We start from the raw sequence: 20,220 nt of genomic DNA on the forward strand, positions 1-20,220 counted from the left end.
ACATTAGACAATGGCCCTTATCTCTACGTTGCTTGTGATGCGTTGACTATGAAAGTCCGCGAAGGCAAGCGTGTACATAAGACCAGCGTGCTTACCGCCGACGGCGTCAACGCCGACAGCTACCGCGAACTATTAGGCATGCACATCGCCACCAGTGAATCCACTGCTTCCTGGACTGAACTATTCCGCGACCTTCACGCGCGTGGGCTCACCGACGTCTTCTGATTGCCTGTGATGTTCACCATCGGAAAGCTCGCCGGTTCCCAGAGTCAATGACAAAAGTCGTTGTACCTGAGTCACCTGGTCCTCAACAACTTCGCCGTCGATGACTTATACTTCCTTTTCTTCGAGCTCCTGAAGAAATTCAGAATTGAGCTGATCCCTGAGATCTTCTTTGATGCTGAATTCACCGTTGAGGTTCTGAACGCAGACATCGGTGAGACGTTGGCCCATGGGGCGGAAGGTGGCATAGGTAAGCGTGCCGGCGACGACGCCTCCAAGGACGGGGACGACCTTGGTGACTGCGGAGCTAACTGCTTGCTTAGTGATTTCTTGGCCAAGCATCGCGGCAACTTTCTTGACCACGGGGTACCAGAGAGTCTTGGTCAGTGCCTTGTAATCGACCTTCATACGAGAATGTGAGACATCGACTCGTCAATTAACTATACTCAATGAGTAGTCTTTGTAACGTAGGACGGAGTACTGCCGTGACCGAAATAAACCAAACAATAGTCGACTGCACAAAATTGTCGTCTTTGACGTTGTCATTTGATTATGCCCCAGAAGAACGAGTCGATCTTCCGCTATTCACACGAGTAAATAAGAACAAGGAAGAAACAACATTAAAATCTGGGGCTGCGATTGTTTATGCAGAAAACGGGAGCGGAAAGTCAACAATCGCTAGAAAACTAAGATCCCCAGGAGCAGACGTTACGTTTAGCGATCAAAACGGAAGTCCATTGGCCATTGAATTACCAGAGAACGTTTACGTATTTGATGACGCTTTCATTCAGAGAAATTTCCGGTTTAGAGACACTGAACAGCTTGAGCCGATCATCCTCCTAGGCCCGCAGGCAAACCTGCAAGATGAAATCGATGAAACGGAAGCAGCTTTGGTTCGTGCGCAGCAAGCGGAAGTGGTTGCCGAAAAAAGCTTGAATTCGAAGAAAAAGGAACGCGATGCGGCATTTAAAGCACTGAAGAAAGTACTTCAAGCAAGCCAAGGCGAGGAGCCAAAGAAGTCCTGGCAAGGGCGAACATCACTAATCAAACTGGACAATAAATCGACGCACCTGCGTTCAAAAGTTATTGAAGAGATAATTGGGAAAGGTAAACCTGAAGGTAAAACTCTAGGGGAGTTGGAGGTTGAATTTTCCGACCTCGTAGAGCAGCTAAACCGACTGCATTCCTCTGAGCAAATTTCATGGGTAGTGCCTCAGGCGCCTCCACGGATAAACATAAAACAGATTGAAAATGTAGCATCACAAATCACGGCTCCTGAACTTGATTCTGATGCAGGAGCCCTTGATGTCAAAGTTTTTGAAGCAAGTTTGGGAAAGCAAACCCTAATTGAGCGCTTTGACGAATTGGTTGAGGCTAGCGCAAAACATTGCCCACACTGCTTCCAAGACATTTCCTCCGACTTTCGCCAACAATTAGCTACCTCATTGATGGCCCAAGTAAAGCGAATCGAACAACAAAAGTCGATTGAGAAGCTGAAGGGCCTCAAAGTTGAGGAACACCTTGAAAGTCTAGACCTTCCCGAAATCGACTTCGCGGGTGTCAATCAGCTGGAGTCCGCGGCTGCTGCTCACGAACAGTACCAGTTTCAGTTACGGCTTATAAATGAAGCGATTGATGCGAAAATCGACAACCCTGCCTCCGTGTTTTCGATCAGTGAGTTGAAATACACCGATGCATGGACAAAGAGAAATGAAGCTTTGGAAAATGTGAGGCTGCTTGTGGAACGACATAATATGCAGTTCAACAATATTGCAAAGCTTCAGAAAGAAGCTGCCGAGCTTAATATGCAGATTGCGCGAGCGGAGGCTGCTGCTGAAATTCTTGCCTATGAGAAAGCTGATGAAGACCAAAAGGCTGCATACAAGGCTCACGCTTCGGCAGAACGTAACACGAGTAAGCTGACTGAAAGTCTAGGTACGCTTCGTCATAAGCTAAGTAATACGGAAGACGCAGCAACAGAGATCAATACGCTTCTGAAGCTGGCCTTTGGAAAGGACACCATTAAACTGGAGTCTGCTGTTGGTGGAGGGTATGTGGTGTCGAATCGCGCACGAGAGCTCCAACCCGGAAATCTCTCTACTGGTGAGCAAAATCTGCTCGCGTTATGTTACTTCTTTGTCGGCACTGCGCGGCATAAGCGATTTGGCGAGAATCTGAAACAAAACTCCTTATATGTGCTCGATGATCCTATTTCGAGCTTCGATTCCAAGAATAAGTACGGCGCGTTGTCATTGATTCGTCAGATTGGTTCTAAGATGTTCGAGGAGATGAGTGAAGCCAAACTATTGGTTCTTACGCATGACATCTCGGTTGCTAATGATCTGTCACAATGCTTCAAAGATATTGTGAACGATCGAGTAGTGAGCTGGACTCTACAAGAAGGAATATTAGAACGCGTTCGTTTTGACAGTATCGATCAGTATAAGAAGTTCTTGCAAGGAATGTTTGATGCAACAATCCGTCGCAAAAACTCCATTGTGCTGCCCACTTCCAATGAAGTCCGCCGGGTCTGGGAAGCTTTTACTACTTTTCATTTGGGCGAGAAGTTGACCACGGCGGCAGCATCACCGGCAGTGCGTAGTTATTTCGCTTCACGGGGCGAACAATATGTTCAATTCTTAGATCATTATGCTGGAAGGAGTTTTCTAAATCCGGATTCTCATTCGCAGTTTCAGCTTCGCAACTTTGATTTTATGCTGCTTCCGACTCTTTCAGAGCCAGATTTTCGACGATATGTAAGGGAAATGCTGTGTCTGATTCATATCATTTCTCCTGCGCATATTCCTGGGCGTCTGAGCAACAACGAAGCTGGTTTTGTCGAGATTAAGAAGTTGCTTGATGACGAAGTCATCGCAGAAATTGGAGCGCCCTTAACATCGGCTCCAAGCGAATAGTGAATAGTGCGGCTGTGATGACGTCGAGTAACTATCGGGGACCGTCGTGATCCGCTAATGAGACAGAGAACTCCAGCTGGATGACGATTGGTCTTATTAGTGTGTCTGAAATTTGCGAGTTTTTAGCTAAATTGTATGCATGTCGCGGCGAGGTATTTCGTTGTGGAAGCGCGAGTACATCGTGGAGCCGCGGCGCATGAGGCGGGTATTGAGCGTGTATGCCTCAGCGAGTATTTCGTCGAAATGCGGAAATTCGATATGGCCGTCGATGACTGCGAGCAGAGTGCCTAGGTCGAGTTGGAGGCTCGACACCTTCTCTCCTCTGTACCCGCGGCTGAAAACTTCCCAACGCCCTGAAGGATCTTGGAACCGCGTATGGCTGTCCAAGAGCACCGTGTTCACGTTTACGACGACGAACGCGTTCGGGTCGTTGGCGTAATCCACCGATTTGCTCGCCACGATGAACAAGGTCTCTAGATTTCCGCAGGAGAGAGTGAGCAGTCGGTGCTCAGTTCGGGTGCGATTTGTCGACGGCATACATGTCACCGTCCATAGTTGGCCTGCGGTCGCTGCCGGGTCTGGCATGGTGTTGGCGACGTACCACCCAAGCAGGGAACGAATCTCGAGGAAATCGGGGTGCCGAAGAAGCTGGGCGAGCTTCGCGTCGAGCTCGTCCGCATACGACTGAGTGGCACCTTTCGCACGTTCTCGCTCCCACGGCAGCGACACGGTTGAGCCCTTCAGGGTCACGATCTCAGCAGTGTCATTTCCCCGTGGCCGATTGGTGAGCATGATGTTTCGCACCGAGTATTGCGCTTCAGTCTCGGTGATCAAAAATTGCTCCGCGGCCGTGATTTGGTCTTCCGGCATCGGGAAGAAATCGACGGCAACAATGTCTGGCCATCGTCGCCTATGACTCGCAAATCGGCTCACTACATTCTTGGACTTGCCCGGGTATGCCTCTCCGTTTTCGAAGTGGAGGCGGTAGACCCCACACTTCGAGTCGCCCTTCTTAAACGCGGGCGCAAGTGACGAAAGATCGCGCACGTCGATGGTTCTTCCCTCTGGCAGCTGCATATAAAAATTGTGAGTGTCACATCGTGAGTAATTGTCGCGGAGGATGAATCCGCGCGAGTCTTCCACCATCAGCTCTGGCCACGGGCACCAAGCGGAGAAGGGGCTTTCTTTGAGGTCGAAATCCTCGTCGACAGCTTCGTAGGCGTCGTAGACGTTGCTCTGGATAAACTCCACGTGGGGCACTTCAATTGTGATGCACCTGCACGATGAAATCGTCATCGACGAACCCACCGAATCTGGCCTTACCGTTGCTGATGCGTGTGAGTTAATATCCACGCTCCCAGCATGGGCGGAAGGCCTTCCGCTGGATGCGGATGGGGATGACCCAGCCCCTCCCACCAACAGCAAAAGACCCGGAAGCTACCAACAGCTTCCGGGCCACGCGCTAGATCAGCAACTAGCAGTCGTAGTACATCTCGAACTCCTGCGGGGTCGGGCGCAGGCGAACCGGTGCGATCTCGTTGTCGTACTTGTAGGCGATGTAGGTGTCGATCAGGTCGTCGGTGAACACGCCACCCTCGGTCAGGAACTCGTTGTCCTCCTCCAGAGCCTTCAGGGAAGCCTCCAGGCTGGTTGGAGCCTGCGGGATATCCTTAGCCTCCTCCGGCGGCAGCTCGTAGAGGTCCTTATCCACCGGAGCGTGCGGCTCGATGCGGTTCTTCACGCCGTCCAGGCCAGCCAGCATCATTGCAGCGAAGCCGAAGTACGGGTTACCGCTTGGGTCCGGAGCGCGGAACTCAATGCGCTTAGCCTTTGCATTGGAGCCCGTGATCGGGATGCGAACCGCAGCAGAGCGGTTACGCTGTGAGTAAACCAGGTTAATCGGAGCCTCGAAGCCCGGAACCAGACGGTGGTAGGAGTTCAGCGTCGGGTTGGTGAAGGCCAGCACCGCACCAGCGTGCTTCAGGATGCCGCCGATGTAGTAGCGAGCGATGTCGGACAGACCGGCGTAGCCGGACTCATCGTAGAACAGCGGCTCGCCGTCCTTCCACAGTGACTGGTGGGCGTGCATACCCGAACCGTTGTCGCCAGCCAGCGGCTTCGGCATGAAGGTCGCGGACTTGCCGGCCTGCCATGCGGTGTTCTTGATGATGTACTTGAAGGACTGCAGATCATCCGCGGCGTGGAGCAGGGTGTTGAACTGGTAGTTGATCTCCTGCTGGCCACCGGTGCCAACCTCGTGGTGGGCGCGCTCCAGCTTGAAGTCGGCATTTGCCAGGTTGCGGCACATGTCGTCACGGAGATCCTGGTAGTGGTCGTACGGGGCAACAGGGAAGTAGCCGCCCTTCATACGGGTCTTGTAGCCCAGGTTCGGGGTGCCGTCCGGGTTGACCTCCGCACCGCGGTTCCACCAGCCCTCAACGGAGTCCAGCTCGTAGAACGCACGGTTCGTGTCCGTCTCGAAGCGAGCGGAGTCGAACAGGTAGAACTCGGCCTCTGCACCGAAGAAGCAGGTATCCGCAATGCCCGTGGAGGTCAGGTACTGCTCCGCCTTACGGGCAACGTTACGCGGGTCGCGGGAGAACGGCTCGCGGGTAAAAGGATCGTGGACGAAGAACTTCACGTTCAGCGTCTTAGCCTTGCGGAACGGATCGATCCGGGCAGTCTGCAGATCTGGCAGCAGGTTCATGTCCGACTCTTCAATGGTCGTGAACCCACGGACGGACGAACCGTCGAAGGCCAGGCCCTCCTCAATCGCATCCTCGTCGAATTCCGAAGCAGGGATGGTGAAGTGCTGCTCGATACCGGGCACATCGGTGAAGCGAACGTCCACAAACTCGACGTCATTGTCCTTGATGTACTTGACGACTTCTTCTGCACTCTTGAATGACACTGTAATTTCTTCCGTTCCTTGCAGTGGGAATCTCAAACTGTTGCGACAATATATAAAAGCAACACCATCGATCCTACGCATACTGGGCGAAGGTTCAGGCAAAAATATACAAAATTATGCCACCAACATGGGGGACGCTAGGCTCTAAACCATCATGAGTGAATCGCGTAGCTGGCTTGAAGGCCCCCTTGTCCCAGGCGAAAACGAAGACCTCGCCGAACTGAGTCCATACCCCGGTGCCCGCCTCGGGCTCCCCAAGGACGGACCTGGTTCTCTTTCCCCCTTGTTCCCCCGCATCGGTGCCCTGGCCATCGACTGGCTGGCCTGCTACGCCCTGGCGTGGTTTGTCGTCTCCATGACTTCCGCGCTGGGCGATTCAGCTACCGCCACGATCATCTTCTTTATCGCGTGGCGCATCCTCACCGTCTGGCTGTTCGCCCAGTCACCCGGGCACGCCATCCTTGGCATCGGTGTGGCTCGCATTGATCAGCCCGACCAGCGCGTAGGCCTATGGCGCGCAGCAGTCCGCGCGCTGCTGACAGTCTTCCTGTTCCCCCCGATTATTCAAGACACCGATGGCCGTGGCATGCATGACCGCGCCACCGGCACCGCGGTCATCCGCACCCGCTAGGGGTTACTTCTTTCCGCGCTGCGCTGCGCGACGGGCACGGCGATTCATGCCGGACATCTTTGCGCCCTTCGGCATGGGGCCCTTCGGCATGCTGCTATTCGGGCTGCTTAGTCGCGAGATCGACTCAACCTTGGAGTTAAGGGCGTCAACCTCATTCTTCTTGATGTTGCGCGGCATGCGCATCAGGTGGTTCTGCAGCTTCTTTACCGGCACCTGCCCCTCTTCATTGCCGACGATGACGTCGTAGATGGGGGTTTTGCCGAGGATGCGGGCGAGCTTCTTCCGCTCCTGCGCCATCATCGGCTTCAGTCGGTGTGGGGAGCCCTCGCCAACCAGCACGACGCCGGGGGTGCCTACCACGCGGTGCACTGCGTCCATATGGGTGTTCGACGCCACGCCGGTCTCCGTAATCCACTTCATGCCTACGCCATCACGCATGTTGGTCAGAGCCCATGCAGCGGCTCCCGCTTCGCCCTCAATCTGGTCGTACACGCCGGTCTGCAGACGACGGGAGAATGTCCACATTGCCGCGATGACGCCGATGAAGATACCTACGATCAGGTTCAGCCACCACCAGCCGAACACCAGGCTAAGTAGCAGCATCAGCACAACGGGAATCAGGAAGGCCAAAACCATGAACGGGATAAGCTTCTTATCCCGTCCCTTCTGTAGCTTAAAGGCCTGCCACAGCTGGGAGCGCGTCTGCTTGCGCTGCTCCTTCTTTGCAGCCTTGGCAGCCTTCTTATCTTCCTTGACTCTTACGTCCTTTTTATCCTTCGCCATGGACTTAACAATAAGGCATGAATAAAGGCAGGGCGAAAGTGCCCCGCCGTGGATTAACTGGCTGCCTCGGCCAGGCGCTGGCGTAGGCGCCGACCTCGGTGCCTACGAAGCCTCAGTGCGAACTGTGGCTCCGGCCTAGCGGCGCGAAGCGGTAACTGGCGTATCTTCCGAAGCTCCGTAGCGCTCCAAGAGAGTAGAGGCCTCCTGGGAGGTAGTGGAATCCAGGGTGTCCTCCAGGTGCTTCAGGTTCTCTGGGATAGCCTCGCCACGCGCCTGCTTGGCCTGAGCGTATAGGCGGCCAGCGCGGTAGGAAGAACGCACCAACGGGCCGGACATGACGGCCTTGATGCCCAACTCGTAAGCGGCATCGGAGTGCTCCATGAACTCCTCCGGCTTAACCCAGCGCTCGATCGGGTGGTGCATGGAGGACGGGCGCAGGTACTGGGTGATAGTCAGAATATCCGTGCCGGCATCGGCCAGATCCTTGATCGCCGCGCGCACCTCCTCCTTCTTCTCACCCATTCCGAGGATCAGGTTGGACTTCGTCACCAGACCGTAGTCGTGTGCTGCCTGGATGACTTCCAGGGAGCGGTCGTATTTGAAGGCCGGGCGGATGCGCTTAAAGATGCGGGGGACGGTCTCCAGGTTGTGTGCAAACACCTCCGGCTGAGAATCGAAAACAACCTTCAGCAGTTCCGGGCGGTTGGAGAAGTCCGGCGTCAGATTTTCCACGCCCGTGTTGGGGTTCAGCTCGTGGATCTTCTTGACGACCTCGGCATACAGCCATGCACCCTCATCGTCGAGGTCATCGCGGGTCACGCCGGTGATGGTGGCGTAACGCAGTCCCATCTCACGTACATTCTCCGCCACGCGGCGCGGTTCATCCCGATCCAGCGGGGACGGGCGGCCAGACTTAATCTGGCAGAAGTCACAGCGTCGCGAGCAGGTATCGCCACCGATGAGGAATGTCGCCTCGCGGTCTTCCCAGCACTCGTTGATGTTGGGGCAGCCAGCCTCCTGGCACACGGTGTGTAGGCCAGCGCCCTTCACGCGATTCTTAATGTCCCGATACTCCGGGCCGACCTTGGCGGTCGTGCGGATCCACCGAGGCTTCGACTCGATGGGGGTTTCGGCATTCTTCGCCTCGATGCGGAGCATCCGGCGTCCATCTGCGGTCACACTCATGGCGACTAGCCTACGCCGGGGGTATCTAGGAATCCACCTGCAAGTCGCCGTTCAGCGCGTCGACGAGATGCCGGGCGAGCAGCGGCTGGGCGTCAGAAACACTAACCTTGCGTCCCAACTCTTCGGTAAGGGTCGTGACCCCTGCGTCCGCCAGTCCGCAGGGCACAATGTGGTCGTAGTACTCCATCGTGTTGTCGCAGTTCAGGGATACACCGTGCATGGTCACGCCGCGGGTGACGCGGATGCCGATTGCGGCGATCTTTCGTGCGGGCTTGAGCTCGTTATTGATGACGCCCGCGGGCAGCCACACGCCCGAACGTCCTTCAACGCGGCCCGTGCCGTGGAGGCCTAGGTCTTCGCAGGTTTGGATTAGCGCCTGTTCGAGGCGGCGAACGTAGTCGACTACGTCCACCGGGTCGGCAAGTTGGATGATGGGGTAGGCGACTAGCTGGCCGGGGCCGTGCCAGGTGATGCGTCCTCCGCGGTCGACGTCAACGACTGGTAGGCCGTTGGTAGGTCGGTCGGAATCTTGGGTGCGTTTGCCGGCGGTGTATGTCGGCGGGTGCTGGAGGAGAAGGATGGTGTCGGGGATTTTTCCCTCGGCGCGCTGAGCGGCGATATCCGCCTGGAGGTGCCAGGTGGATTCGTAGTCGACGGTGCCGAGGTCGCGGATGTCGATGTCTGCGGCGGGGGCGATGGCTGGTGTGCCTTCGGCGGGTGCGGTGGCTGGCGTGCCTGCGCCGAACCTGCTGTTTGTATTGGATTTGCGGATGCTGCCTTGCTGGAATCCCATGGTGGCGATAGTACTCCAGCGGTTAAGAGCCTTGGATCTGGTGGTGCAGGTTAGGGCGCAGGTGGTGAGCGCTGTCTGAGGGTGAGCATTGTCAGAGGGTGGGCATTGTCGGAGAGTGATCACTGTCGGAGTGGTTAAGCACCTTGTAGGTCACCATGTGCTCGTCATTTGCGGCCGAGAAACGGACGAATGTCGTTGAATCGGGATTCTGCAAAAAGGGAACCCGGATTCAATTATTCCGAAACTCTCTGACCTGCACGTTTGGATAAGTGGGAATAGTTGTCTTTAACAGATTCCCGATCTAACGACATTTGGGGGTCTGGGCACCTACTGTGACCGGGCTGAGGGTCTGTCTGGCAAGGCTGGTGAGGTTAGTGGGGCTGGTGAGGCTGGTGGGAAGTGGCAGGAAAGGCCGCGCAATGCAGAACGCCGACCCCGCGGGAAGCGGGGCCGACGCTTTGCCAGGATAGCTGGCGCTTAATGGCGGGCTGCAGCTAACAGCCTAGAGCTTAGAGCTCCAGGTCCTCGGTGAAGTCCGAGTTCTCCAGGCGATCACGCAGGGTGGACATGAAGCGACCTGCGTCGGCGCCGTCAATCACCTGGTGATCGTAGGTCATCGGCAGGAAGACCATCTGGCGGATGGCGATAGCCTCGCCGTCATCCTCACTCAGCACAACCGGACGCTTCACAATGGCACCCGTGCCGATCATGGCAGCCTGTGGCGGAACCAGGATCGGAGTATCGGTCAGGGCTCCCTCAGAACCGATATTGGTGATGGTGAAGGTGCCGCCGGACAGATCATTCGGCTTCAGCTTCTTGTTGCGCGCACGGTCAGCAATGTCCACGATGGCCTTGGCCAGCTCCGGCAGGGACATATCCTGTGCATCGTGGATAACCGGGCTCAGCAGGCCAGCCTCCGTATCCACGGCAATGCCCAGGTTGACCCGCTCGTGGTAGGTCATTTCCTTGGTTTCTGCATTGTAGGAAGCATTGACGTTCGGGTGGGAGATCAGCGCCTCGACCGCTGCCTTCGCGAAGAACGGCAGGTAGGTCAGGTTCACACCGTGCTTATCTGCAAAGGCCTGCTTGTTGGCCTTGCGCAGTTCTGCGATGTGAGTCATGTCGACCTCGTGAACCTGCGTCAGCTGAGCGGCAGCGTGCAGGGAATCCAAGGTGGTCTTTGCAGTGATCTCGCGGATACGGCTGACCTTCTTGGTCGTGCCACGCAGCTCCTGCTTGGCCGGGTCGACCTTGTAGGAGGAAGCACGCGGACCAGCTGGGGAAGCGGACTTCGCAGAGGAATCAGATGCAGCGGAGCCAGATGCGGAGGTGCCTTCCGCCGCTGCCAGGATGTCCTGCTTGCGGATACGGCCGCCGACGCCGGTTCCCTCGACGCTAGACAGATCGACGCCATGCTTTTCAGCAAGCTTGCGTACCAGCGGAGTGACATAAGGGAGGTTGCCCTCGGCAGGCTTCGACTTCTTTGCATCCGTCTCGGAGGACTTAGCTTCGGCCTTCTTCTCAGCCTGCTTAGCCTCGGCCTTCTTCTCCTCGGCTTGTGGCTCGGCCTTGTCCTTAGCCTTCTTGTTCTCGGCCTTCTTCTCCTCAGCCTCGTTAGCTTCGTCAGCCTTGTCGTCCTGCTTCTTGTCCTCGGACTTGGAGCTGGATGCAGTAGCGTTTTCGTCGCCGATGCGGGCGATGACTGCGCCGACGTCGACAGTGTCGTCTTCGTTAGCCAGGATCTCTACCAGGGTGCCGGCGACCGGGGAAGGAATCTCGGTGTCGACCTTATCGGTAGAGACCTCGAGCAGTGGCTCGTCGACCTCAACCTTGTCGCCGACCTTCTTCAGCCACTGGGTGATGGTGCCCTCGGTGACGGACTCGCCGAGCTCCGGCATGGTGACGTCCTCAGCCTCGCCGGAAGCGGAACCAGAGTTATCGGAAGCCTCGTCAGTCTTCTTCTCCTCGGCCTTGTCCTCGGCCTTCTTCTCCTCGGCCTTGTTAGCTTCGTCAGCCTTGTCGTCCTGCTTCTTGTCCTCGGACTTGGAGCTGGATGCAGTAGCGTTTTCGTCGCCGATGCGGGCGATGACTGCGCCGACGTCGACAGTGTCGTCTTCGTTGGCCAGGGTCTCTACCAGGGTGCCGGCGACCGGGGAAGGAATCTCGGTGTCGACCTTATCGGTGGAGACCTCCAGCAGTGGCTCGTCGACCTCAACCTTGTCGCCGACCTTCTTCAGCCACTGGGTGATAGTGCCCTCGGTGACGGACTCGCCGAGCTCCGGCATGGTGACGTCCTCAGCCTCGCCGGAAGCGGAACCAGCACCGGACTCCTCAGCCTCGTCCTCGTCGGAAGAGTCAGCGGACTCAGCCTCGGCTGCCTCGCTGGAATCGTCGTCGCTGGAGCTGTCGGCGTCAGAACCAGAAGGCTCCTCGCCCTCCTCGCCGATTTCGGCGATGACGGCACCGACATCCACGGTGTCGTCTTCCTCGGCAATAATCTTCAGCAGCACACCACTCGCGGGGGAAGGGATCTCCGTATCAACCTTGTCGGTCGATACCTCAAGCAACGGCTCGTCAACGGAGACCTTGTCTCCGACCTTCTTCAGCCACTGAGTAACGGTGCCCTCGGTTACGGACTCGCCCAGTTCGGGCATTTCGACGGAGTACGCCATGGTGTTTGAAGCTCCTCAAGCTAAACGAAAATCAGCTGTGGTTATTTGGTTGAAATACTACATAAGTCTACGCGCCTTGACCCACCACCGTTGTCTGCCCCCTCACCCCTTCTTTGTTGACGCCACCTCACGCCCCGCGCACCTTTGGGGAACCGCTGGGTCCGTGAACTAGAATCGCTAAGCGTGTTTAATCTTTTCGGCCGGAACAAAAACAGCTCCACCAGACCACCGCGTGCACCGGGGGAGACTATCCGACCCAAGGACCTCAGTTACCTCCAGCAATGGGCGGGGGCACGCCGCGGCGTGGAAGGCTTCGTGGAACCCGAGACAATCGTCAACGAGATGTCCGTGGTGCTGGTCGATAGCGAAGGGGAGTGGACGCGTCGTCGCATCGGCGGGCCGAAGGGAATCGATAAGGTGGCCCAGGCCGTGGGGATTCCGCTGTATTTCGCGGAGGAGACAGGCTATCCACAGCGCATGCGCGATCGCATTGAGCGCGATCGGCTCATCCAGAAGCGTCTGGAACAGCGCGAACGGCGCGCCCAATTCGAGCAGCGACGCAGCGAGCTAGAGGGCGATTAGCCCCTGCCTAGCCCTTGAGCGCAATGTCTTCCAGTGCCGCGATGATCGTGCGTACTGGAGAGCCGGTGGCGCGCTTCGGTGTGTACCCGTAGGGGGCGCCATCGTTGTATGCCGGGCCCGCAACGTCAATGTGCACCCACTGCACGCCTTCGGGGACGAACTTCTTTAGGTAGTGGCCGGCCACGGACATGCCACCCCAGCGGTTACCAGAGATGTTCTTGATATCTGCCACGTCCGATTTCAGCGCTTCGCCCAGCTCCGCGGGCAGGGGCATGGGCCAACCGGCATCGCCGACCCGCTGGGAGACCATCGCCACCCTATCGCGGAAATCCATGGACCCCATAATGCCCGGGGTGCGTTCGCCCAGGGCCACAATCTGCGCGCCGGTCAAGGTGGCGGTTTCAATCAGATAGTCCGGCTTGTCCTCGCAGGCTCGCACGATTGCGTCGGCCAGTACTAGGCGGCCTTCCGCGTCGGTGTTCCACACCTCGGTGGTGGTGCCACCGTAGTGGCGAAGCACGTCGCCTGGCCGGGTTGCATTCCCACCGGGCATATTTTCTGCCAGCGGGATGGTCGCGGTGACGTGAACGGGAATATTCAATTCGGCGGCGGCAATCACTGCTGCAACTACTGCTGCGGAGCCGCCCATGTCCGAGATCATGTTCCACATCTTTGCCGGTGGCTTGAGGGAAATTCCGCCGGTATCGAATGTGATGCCCTTGCCGACCAGCGCCACACGCGGGGAATCATCTGCGATCTTGTCAGGATTGTAGTCCAGACGCACCAGACGCGGCCCACGGGCAGAACCCTTACCTACTCCTAGAATGCCGCCGAACCCCTGCTCTTCCAGCGCCGTCTCGTCTAGCACCTCGACGCTGATGTCCGCGTGCTGAACAGCCTCGGAGATGATGGCAGCATAGCTTTCGGGGTACAGCACGTTGGAGGGAGTATTCACGAGGTCGCGCGCCAGTGCCACCGCGCGCACCGTTGCCAGCGCGTGTTCGAGGATCTCTGCCGGATCCTCAGCGGTTAGCACCTCGATCGATTCAATTGCCGGGGTCGATGTCGCCGACTTCAGCCCGCGGTATTCGTAGGCGCCCAGTGCATGGCCGACCAAAGCGGCTTCTGCGCCGAGCAGCCCTAGTGCACTTACGACGCGCGCACCACGTGCCTGTCCCTGTGCGCCGTCGGCACCTTCAGCAGGGTTGGCGCTGGGGTTCTTAATGTTTCGCGACGCCACGCCTGCGGCCACGCGGACGTCTTCCGCGGATACTTCATCTGCTGGTCCCATACCGATTGCCAGGATCTTCTCCGGGCCACGCACTCCATCGCCGGCCTCGACGACGCCCCCGGCGGTCTGCGGATCTTGTGTGGACTCCTGTAGCTGTGCGGAGAGGGTGCCAGTGGAAACGACATCGGTTCGCGACGCAGCTGACAGGTTCGGTACCACCGTGACTTCACCAGCCGTGCCCTTTGCGCCTACGGAGATCAGCAGCTTCCACATTTCCAGCTGCTGTTCGGCCGTGAGGGCGTCAATAGGAGCACCGGTGAGCTCCAGACCAGCCTCACCTTCGAAGACCGGGATGACCAGCGTATCGATGACCGAGGGAGTTTTGGTCGCGCCATCGTCCAACGTGGAATTGGTTTGTACCAGCGACATCTGCGGGATGTGGCCACGGGAGGGAAGGCCAGTGATGTTGATGGTCATAACTGTTTCGACTGCTCCTTCGAAGTCTTGGACGGCGTTAATGACGTCGCTCTGTGCGCCGTCTTGTGCGCCGTCTTGTGCGCCGGCTTGTGCGTCTGCACAAGATCTCTATTCACTGTCTCTATTCACTGTTTTCACAATACCCAGAAACAGTTGCGCGACGGCTGAGGGTGTAAAAACCCTGGGGTTAATGAAAAGAATTGTTAGCTTCCTCACACTTTTCAACTGGGGCGGAGTACGCTGGTGTGCATGACTAGCACTCCGAAGACAGACTCACAGGCACAGCAGAACGCTTCTCCGGTGGACTTCACCGTTACTCGCACCGAGAACCCGACAACTGAGGAGAGAATCGCCGAAATTCTCACCGCACCGGGGTTCGGCAACCACTTCACCGACCACATGGTTGCTATCGACTGGACGGTCGACGAAGGCTGGCACAACGCCCGTGTGGAGCCTTACCAGCAGATTCAGATGGACCCAGCATCCAGCGTGTTCCACTATGGGCAGGCCATATTTGAAGGCCTGAAGGCTTATCGCGGTGAGGATGGCAAGATTGTCACTTTCCGCCCGGAGCAAAACGCTCGTCGTTTCCAGAACTCCGCTACCCGCATGGCCATGCCGGAGCTGCCGGAAGAGCTGTTCCTGGAGTCCCTGCGACAGATCGTGGAGATCGACCAGCGCTGGGTTCCGCAGGGAGGCGGCGAGGAATCCCTATACTTGCGCCCCTTCATGATCTCTCGTGAGATCGGCCTGGGCGTGCACCCGGCCAGCAGCTACACCTTTTTCGTGATTGCCTCCCCGGCTGGCGCGTACTTCTCCGGCGGTATCAACCCCGTCAGTGTGTGGCTGTCTACTGAGTACACCCGTGCCGCCCCCGGCGGCACCGGTGCGGCGAAGTTCGCTGGAAACTATGCAGCGTCCCTGGCGGCACAAGCTTCCGCGCAGAAGGAAGGCTGTGACCAGGTCGTGTGGTTGGACGCAACCGAGCACAAGTACATCGAGGAGATGGGTGGCATGAACCTGGCGTTTGTCTTCGGTAGCGAAGACGGCGAGCAGGGGAGCAGTGGGGTCACGCTAGTTACTCCGGAGCTGTCCGGTTCGCTACTCCCGGGCGTTACCCGCCTGTCCCTGCTGGAGTTGGCACGCGACCTGGGATACAACGTCGAGGAACGTCGTATCTCCACCGACGAGTGGAAGGAAGCTGCGAAGTCCGGAGCCATGACCGAAGCATTTGCATGCGGCACCGCTGCGGTTGTCACGCCGGTCGGTACTGTCAAGGACAAGTCCGGCGAGTTCCAGGTGAATGGTGGCCAGACTGGCCCTGTGACGATGCGCCTGCGCGAGCAGCTGACGGGCATTCAGAACGGCCGCGTCGCCGATAAGCACGGCTGGCTTTACACGTTGGTGGAGCAGGCAGCCACCGCGTAGCGCACCATAGGAAGCGCCAATAAGGCGCCGAGTCCCTGGCCGGCGCCGATCTTCAAGTCCAGTAGCGGTTCCAGCCCCAGCGCATTCAGCGCGGAAAGAGTAGCGGGCTCCGTTCCCGGTGAGGCTGCCATCCACCACGCAGCCGCACCCGGCGCCAACATCTGCGCGCACAAAGCGGCAGCAGTCGCGCCCACGCCGTCGAAAATCACCGGCGTGCGGCGAACCGCGGATTGCGCCAAAATGCCCGCCATCACCACCAGATCCGCCGAACCGATTCGCTGCAAAACTCGTGCAGCTACAGCCTTGTCATCGCGCACGCGGAACATTGCGTCGCGGATAGCCGCGACCTTCGTCTTCCACGATTCATCACTGATACCGGAACCACGGCCGATGATTTTCACCGGCTCCACGCTGCACACGCTGCCGATCACGGCGGCGGCGACGGTGGTGAGCCCGCGCCCAAAATCACCTAACAAAAGGATCGATGTGCCCTGGTCAGCCTCCTCGTCAGCGATCCGCACGCCACGCGCCAGATGAACGTCATACTCTTCTGGGCTCAAAGCGTCCACGGTATCGATGGAACCGGAGGGCTTATCCGGTGCGGCGTCGATAAGAGAAAGAGCGACCTGCGCCGACCTGCAGGCATCCACGAGTGGAGCTTGCCCGTCGAGAATGCCGTCGCGCACCTGGGAGTTGAAATCAGCGGGCAGAGTTGAGATCTCCGGGTGTGCTTCGGCCACCCCGTGATCGCCCGTGACCAGCACCATCCGCGCAGCATCCAGCGCGGCGGCGGGAGCGGTGTTTTGGCACGCCGCCACCCAAGCCGCAATATCTTCGAGCTTCCCTAGCGACCCAGCCGGAATTCCTGCGCCAGTGGGCGCTGTGCTGCGGAGCTGCGCAGCACGACTACGAGCTGCCTCGTCCGGAGGGACGATCGGTGGGAAAGTCGGAGCGGAGGTCGAAGGTGCCATGGGGACAAGTGTAGATGTTGACTAGACGCTGTCGCCGACCTGCTTCTGCGGGGCGGGGGTGCGCAGGCGGCGGATCATAGTAGCGCGGGTAAAGGCGTACATGCCCAGCGAGAACTTGCCGTGTGGGTTATCCGGGAAGCGCTCGTTGACTTCACGGTTAACGCGGCGACCGAGCCACAACCCTTCGGCGAGCATGATGAGGAACACGACCATCATCACCAGGGAAGCCAAGTTGGCCACGTTCGGGTTGGACATGCCAAAGATCATGATGGCGATAACGAACACAGCCATCGGCAGGAAGAAGTTCATCAAGTAACGGTGGGAATCGACCCAATCGCGGACAAAGCGCTTTTCCGGACCCTTGTCGCGATCCATCATGTAGTCCTCGTCGCCAGCCATCATGCGCTCGTTGGCGCGGCGGCGTTCGCGGTTCGCTTCGTCCCGCTGGCGCTGCTTCATGGCCTTGTACTCTTCCTTGGACATGGAGGCCTTGAGTTCTTTGCGCTGCTTACGGGCCTCGCCCGGCGTTTTGGGGGCGGAGTAGGCACTACGGCGTACGCCGTGCTTGCGCTCCTGGTCGTTGCGCTTCGGGGTCGCTTTGCCCTTCTTCGGCGTATATGCCTTGGAGGTCTTTTCCTGAGTCTCTGCCGCGCCCTTTGTCTCTGCCGCTGCCTTAGTCTCTGCTTCTGTCTCTGCGACGCCCTCGTCTGCGTCGCTAACTACGTCAGCCGTTGTGGTGGCCTTTTCCTGCTTTGTCCATGGCATTTTCACATGTAACAGGCTAGATCAGGAGCACAGAGGAACAAAACCCAAAACCCAGTGGCGGAGTTACTGCAATTAAGGCAGCAATAAAGAAGGATACAAACACGGGAATAAAGCGATCGGGCAGTGGCGTTGTGAAACAATGAAGCGTAGCTTGTGAACAAAGGCTTGTGAGTAAAGCCATATTTGTTGAATGAGGAGGACCAACATGACTGCTCCGGAGAAGGTCACCGGTGTGGAGCTGACCGAGGCCGCTCAGCAGAAGGCCAGCGCACTGCTGGCACAGGAGGGCCGCGACGATCTTTCCCTGCGTATCGCAGTGCAGCCAGGTGGCTGCGCCGGTCTGCGTTACCAGCTGTTTTTCGATGATCGTTCCCTGGATGGCGATCTGGTTGACGAGTACGACGGCGTGAATCTGGTCGTAGACCGCATGTCTTCCCCGTACCTGGTGGGCGCGAAGATCGATTTTGCGGACACCATCGAGTCTCAGGGCTTCACCATCGATAACCCGAATGCCACCGGTTCCTGTGCCTGTGGTGATTCCTTCAGCTAAGCAGCTAGTTAATCAGCTAGCCTAGTTCGCTTAGGCCCTTAAACGATTGACGCCCCCGAGGGATGAACTCCTTCGGGGGCGTTTTGGGGTCTTCTACAGGTCGACCGGGTACTGGCGCTGATCGATCTTCGGGTGGATACGATCCTCGACAAAGATACCGTGCCAGACCATGAACGCAATGACGGTCCACAGGCGACGCGAGTGATCCGGGCCGGAGCCGGTATTCATGGCCACTCGATGCTCGTCCAGCATCTTTAAGACTTCGGCCTTATTGAAGAGGTGGTCGGTCTGGGAAGCTTCGATGTTCTCCTTGGCCCAGCCATAGAGTTCATCGCCCGCGAGCCAGTGGCGCATAGGCACGGGGAAGCCCAGCTTCTTGCGGTGGAGAACATGCGGGGGAACGATACGTTCCAGAGCCTTGCGAAGGGCGTACTTGGTAGTGCCGTGGGAGATCTTCAGTTCGTGGGGGAGAGTCTCTGCCACGTCGAAAACGACCTTGTCCAGGAAGGGCACGCGTAGCTCCAGGGAGTTAGCCATGTTGATCTTGTCGGCCTTAACCAGGATGTCTCCGCGCATCCAGGTAAACAGATCCAGGTGCTGCATGCGGGCAACCGGATCCATGTCCTGCGACTTCGCGTAAATTGGAGCAGTCACCTCGCGGTGATCCCACTCTGGGCGGATCTCGCGGAGCACGCGCTCCAATTGCTGGTAGTTAAAGGAACGCGCATTGCCGTAGTAACGATCCTCCATCGGCATGGTGCCGCGCTGCAGCAGGGACTTGCCGCGCATGCCCTCGGGGAGCGCGTTACCCACGCTAGCCAGTACTCGCTTCAGCGGGGAGGGGATCTTGTCGAAAGGTGCCAGGCTGAGCGGCTCCTTGTAGATCGTGTAGCCGCCGAAGAGCTCGTCAGCGCCCTCGCCGGAGAGCACGACCTTGACGTGCTTGCGGGCTTCGGCTGCCACGAAGTACAGGGGAACCAGGGAAGGATCGGCGACCGGGTCGTCCAGGTACCAGATGATCTTCGGAATAGCCTCGGCATATTCCTCGGGGCTCACGACCTTCACGATGTGCTCGGCTCCGATGGCGGCGGCAGATTCGGCGGCGACATCTACCTCGGAGTACCCCTCACGCTCGAAACCGGTGGTGAAGGTCAGCAGATCCGGGTTGTGACGCTTTGCCAGTGCGGCGATGGCGGTGGAGTCGATGCCTCCCGAAAGGAAGGAGCCGACCGTCACGTCTGCGCGCATGTGCTTGGCCACGGAATCCTCCAAGGCCTCCGCGATACGCTGGAAAACGGCTTCTTCATCGCCTGCTGCAACCTTCTTAACAGGGAAGCGAGGCTCGAACCAACGAGTTTCCTCGATCTGGCCACCGGGTGCCACGAAGCCATAGCTACCGGATTCCAAACGGCGAATGTGCTTGTGCAGGCTCTCCGGCTCCGGCACGTACTGCAGATCCGTGTAGTGAGCGATTGCGCGGATATCCAGGTCGAGGTTCAACCCCAGCTGCTCGGCCATCGACAGGATGCACTTCTTCTCCGAGGCGAAAACGGTGCCCGCCTCTGTAGTGGCGATGTACATCGGCTTGATGCCGAATTGGTCGCGAGCCAGGAAGAGCTTCTTTTCCTTGGAATCCCACACAGCAAAGCCAAACATGCCGCGGAGATGATTCACCACGTCGGCACCCCAGTGGTGGAAGCCAACAACAATCGGCTCTCCGTCACCCTGAGTATTAAAGGAATAGCCCGCTTGCTCGAGTTCCTCTCGAAGCTCCACATAGTTGTAGATCTCGCCGTTAAACGTCAGTGCATAACGGTTTGGTTCGTCCTCTGGGCCCCACTGGAGTGGCTGGTGAGAGTGCTCCAGATCGATGATGGAGAGCCGGTTAAAGCCGAAGACAACATCTTGGTCGTGCCAGGTGCCACTATCGTCCGGGCCACGGTGGTGCATGCAGGGCAGTGCACCCTCTACTGCATCGACAAAGTTTTCCGCGTCGTTATTCGCCGCAATGATTCCAAGCAATCCACACATGCGTTCAGACTTTACGCGGGCGGGGTAGAGGTGGGCTAGTTGCCACGGCGGGGAAAGCTCGTTTGCTGGGGAT

At 58.0% G+C, this 20,220-nt stretch carries 16 protein-coding genes and 1 pseudogene; 6 read left to right on the forward strand and 11 right to left on the reverse strand.

What is annotated here, in order from left to right; all coding sequences use genetic code 11:
• Positions 1-3 precede the first annotated feature (3 nt).
• Positions 4-222, forward strand: a pseudogene (locus tag AC06DS_RS06510) (transposase); the annotation flags it as partial.
• Positions 223-330: 108 nt separating this feature from the next.
• On the opposite strand, the gene AC06DS_RS06515 reads toward AC06DS_RS06510, so the two are convergent.
• Positions 331-630: a hypothetical protein gene (locus tag AC06DS_RS06515; RefSeq protein ID WP_477100283.1), complete on the reverse strand. Its 300-nt coding sequence runs from the start codon at positions 628-630 to the stop codon at positions 331-333.
• Positions 631-707: 77 nt separating this feature from the next.
• Here AC06DS_RS06515 and AC06DS_RS06520 point away from each other — a divergent pair, with 77 nt between their 5' ends.
• Positions 708-3,137: an AAA family ATPase gene (locus AC06DS_RS06520; RefSeq protein WP_477100284.1), complete on the forward strand. Its 2,430-nt coding sequence runs from the start codon at positions 708-710 to the stop codon at positions 3,135-3,137.
• Positions 3,138-3,263: 126 nt separating this feature from the next.
• Here the strand turns inward: AC06DS_RS06520 and AC06DS_RS06525 are convergent, their stop codons facing one another.
• Both AC06DS_RS06525 and glnA read right to left on the reverse strand, forming a co-directional pair.
• Entirely contained in the window at positions 3,264-4,388 is a 1,125-nt protein-coding gene (locus tag AC06DS_RS06525; RefSeq protein WP_477100285.1) for a GIY-YIG nuclease family protein, read from the reverse strand.
• A gap of 223 nt (positions 4,389-4,611) precedes the next feature.
• The gene (gene glnA / locus AC06DS_RS06530; protein WP_477100286.1) at positions 4,612-6,048 is read right to left on the reverse strand and encodes a type I glutamate--ammonia ligase; all 1,437 of its coding nucleotides are present in this window, start codon (positions 6,046-6,048) and stop codon (positions 4,612-4,614) included.
• Positions 6,049-6,202: 154 nt separating this feature from the next.
• Here glnA and AC06DS_RS06535 point away from each other — a divergent pair, with 154 nt between their 5' ends.
• Entirely contained in the window at positions 6,203-6,679 is a 477-nt protein-coding gene (locus tag AC06DS_RS06535; protein ID WP_477100287.1) for an RDD family protein, read from the forward strand.
• A 3-nt stretch (positions 6,680-6,682) separates the two neighbouring features.
• Here the strand turns inward: AC06DS_RS06535 and AC06DS_RS06540 are convergent, their stop codons facing one another.
• The 4 genes from AC06DS_RS06540 to sucB form a co-directional block, all read right to left on the reverse strand.
• Positions 6,683-7,462 (reverse strand): DUF4191 domain-containing protein, encoded by a 780-nt coding sequence (locus tag AC06DS_RS06540; protein WP_477100288.1) that lies wholly within the window; start codon positions 7,460-7,462, stop codon positions 6,683-6,685.
• A gap of 135 nt (positions 7,463-7,597) precedes the next feature.
• Positions 7,598-8,647, reverse strand: a complete 1,050-nt coding sequence (gene lipA / locus AC06DS_RS06545) for a lipoyl synthase (protein ID WP_287862452.1) — start codon at positions 8,645-8,647, stop codon at positions 7,598-7,600.
• A 25-nt stretch (positions 8,648-8,672) separates the two neighbouring features.
• The gene (lipB, locus tag AC06DS_RS06550) at positions 8,673-9,440 is read right to left on the reverse strand and encodes a lipoyl(octanoyl) transferase LipB (protein WP_477100289.1); all 768 of its coding nucleotides are present in this window, start codon (positions 9,438-9,440) and stop codon (positions 8,673-8,675) included.
• Between the two features lie 509 nt (positions 9,441-9,949).
• The gene (gene sucB / locus AC06DS_RS06555) at positions 9,950-12,112 is read right to left on the reverse strand and encodes a 2-oxoglutarate dehydrogenase, E2 component, dihydrolipoamide succinyltransferase (protein WP_477100290.1); all 2,163 of its coding nucleotides are present in this window, start codon (positions 12,110-12,112) and stop codon (positions 9,950-9,952) included.
• A 183-nt stretch (positions 12,113-12,295) separates the two neighbouring features.
• Between sucB and AC06DS_RS06560 the strand changes: the two genes are divergently transcribed.
• Complete coding sequence (locus tag AC06DS_RS06560) at positions 12,296-12,694, forward strand: oxidoreductase (RefSeq protein ID WP_293791766.1); 399 nt, start codon at positions 12,296-12,298, stop codon at positions 12,692-12,694.
• A 7-nt stretch (positions 12,695-12,701) separates the two neighbouring features.
• Here the strand turns inward: AC06DS_RS06560 and AC06DS_RS06565 are convergent, their stop codons facing one another.
• Positions 12,702-14,402: a leucyl aminopeptidase gene (locus AC06DS_RS06565; protein WP_477100291.1), complete on the reverse strand. Its 1,701-nt coding sequence runs from the start codon at positions 14,400-14,402 to the stop codon at positions 12,702-12,704.
• A gap of 249 nt (positions 14,403-14,651) precedes the next feature.
• Here AC06DS_RS06565 and AC06DS_RS06570 point away from each other — a divergent pair, with 249 nt between their 5' ends.
• Complete coding sequence (locus AC06DS_RS06570) at positions 14,652-15,830, forward strand: branched-chain amino acid aminotransferase (RefSeq protein WP_477100292.1); 1,179 nt, start codon at positions 14,652-14,654, stop codon at positions 15,828-15,830.
• Here the strand turns inward: AC06DS_RS06570 and AC06DS_RS06575 are convergent.
• Positions 15,797-16,801, reverse strand: coding sequence for a nicotinate-nucleotide--dimethylbenzimidazole phosphoribosyltransferase (locus tag AC06DS_RS06575; RefSeq protein WP_477100293.1), 1,005 nt, complete (start codon positions 16,799-16,801; stop codon positions 15,797-15,799). The two genes, AC06DS_RS06570 and AC06DS_RS06575, sit on opposite strands and share 34 nt — an antisense overlap.
• Before the next feature lie 21 nt (positions 16,802-16,822).
• A complete protein-coding gene (locus tag AC06DS_RS06580; RefSeq protein WP_477100294.1) occupies positions 16,823-17,566 on the reverse strand; it encodes a DUF3043 domain-containing protein in 744 nt (247 codons plus the stop codon).
• 205 nt (positions 17,567-17,771) lie between these two features.
• Between AC06DS_RS06580 and AC06DS_RS06585 the strand changes: the two genes are divergently transcribed.
• A complete protein-coding gene (locus AC06DS_RS06585; protein WP_293791760.1) occupies positions 17,772-18,116 on the forward strand; it encodes a HesB/IscA family protein in 345 nt (114 codons plus the stop codon).
• A gap of 93 nt (positions 18,117-18,209) precedes the next feature.
• Here AC06DS_RS06585 and asnB read toward each other — a convergent pair whose 3' ends face one another.
• Positions 18,210-20,147, reverse strand: coding sequence for an asparagine synthase (glutamine-hydrolyzing) (asnB, locus tag AC06DS_RS06590; protein WP_477100295.1), 1,938 nt, complete (start codon positions 20,145-20,147; stop codon positions 18,210-18,212).
• Positions 20,148-20,220 lie beyond the last annotated feature (73 nt).

Source organism: Corynebacterium sp. TUM25015 (assembly GCF_056393505.1).

Bases quoted from the DNA above. Each gene is read 5' to 3' on its own strand.
- AC06DS_RS06565 (WP_477100291.1), bottom strand. From the start codon at position 14,402: ATGACCATCAACATCACTGGCCTTCCCTCCCGTGGCCACATCCCGCAG.
- asnB (WP_477100295.1), bottom strand. From the start codon at position 20,147: ATGTGTGGATTGCTTGGAATCATTGCGGCGAATAACGACGCGGAAAAC.
- lipB (WP_477100289.1), bottom strand. From the start codon at position 9,440: ATGGGATTCCAGCAAGGCAGCATCCGCAAATCCAATACAAACAGCAGG.
- AC06DS_RS06585 (WP_293791760.1), top strand. From the start codon at position 17,772: ATGACTGCTCCGGAGAAGGTCACCGGTGTGGAGCTGACCGAGGCCGCT.
- AC06DS_RS06515 (WP_477100283.1), bottom strand. From the start codon at position 630: ATGAAGGTCGATTACAAGGCACTGACCAAGACTCTCTGGTACCCCGTG.
- AC06DS_RS06570 (WP_477100292.1), top strand. From the start codon at position 14,652: ATGACTAGCACTCCGAAGACAGACTCACAGGCACAGCAGAACGCTTCT.
- AC06DS_RS06575 (WP_477100293.1), bottom strand. From the start codon at position 16,801: ATGGCACCTTCGACCTCCGCTCCGACTTTCCCACCGATCGTCCCTCCG.
- AC06DS_RS06540 (WP_477100288.1), bottom strand. From the start codon at position 7,462: ATGGCGAAGGATAAAAAGGACGTAAGAGTCAAGGAAGATAAGAAGGCT.
- sucB (WP_477100290.1), bottom strand. From the start codon at position 12,112: ATGGCGTACTCCGTCGAAATGCCCGAACTGGGCGAGTCCGTAACCGAG.
- lipA (WP_287862452.1), bottom strand. From the start codon at position 8,647: ATGAGTGTGACCGCAGATGGACGCCGGATGCTCCGCATCGAGGCGAAG.
- AC06DS_RS06580 (WP_477100294.1), bottom strand. From the start codon at position 17,566: ATGCCATGGACAAAGCAGGAAAAGGCCACCACAACGGCTGACGTAGTT.
- AC06DS_RS06535 (WP_477100287.1), top strand. From the start codon at position 6,203: ATGAGTGAATCGCGTAGCTGGCTTGAAGGCCCCCTTGTCCCAGGCGAA.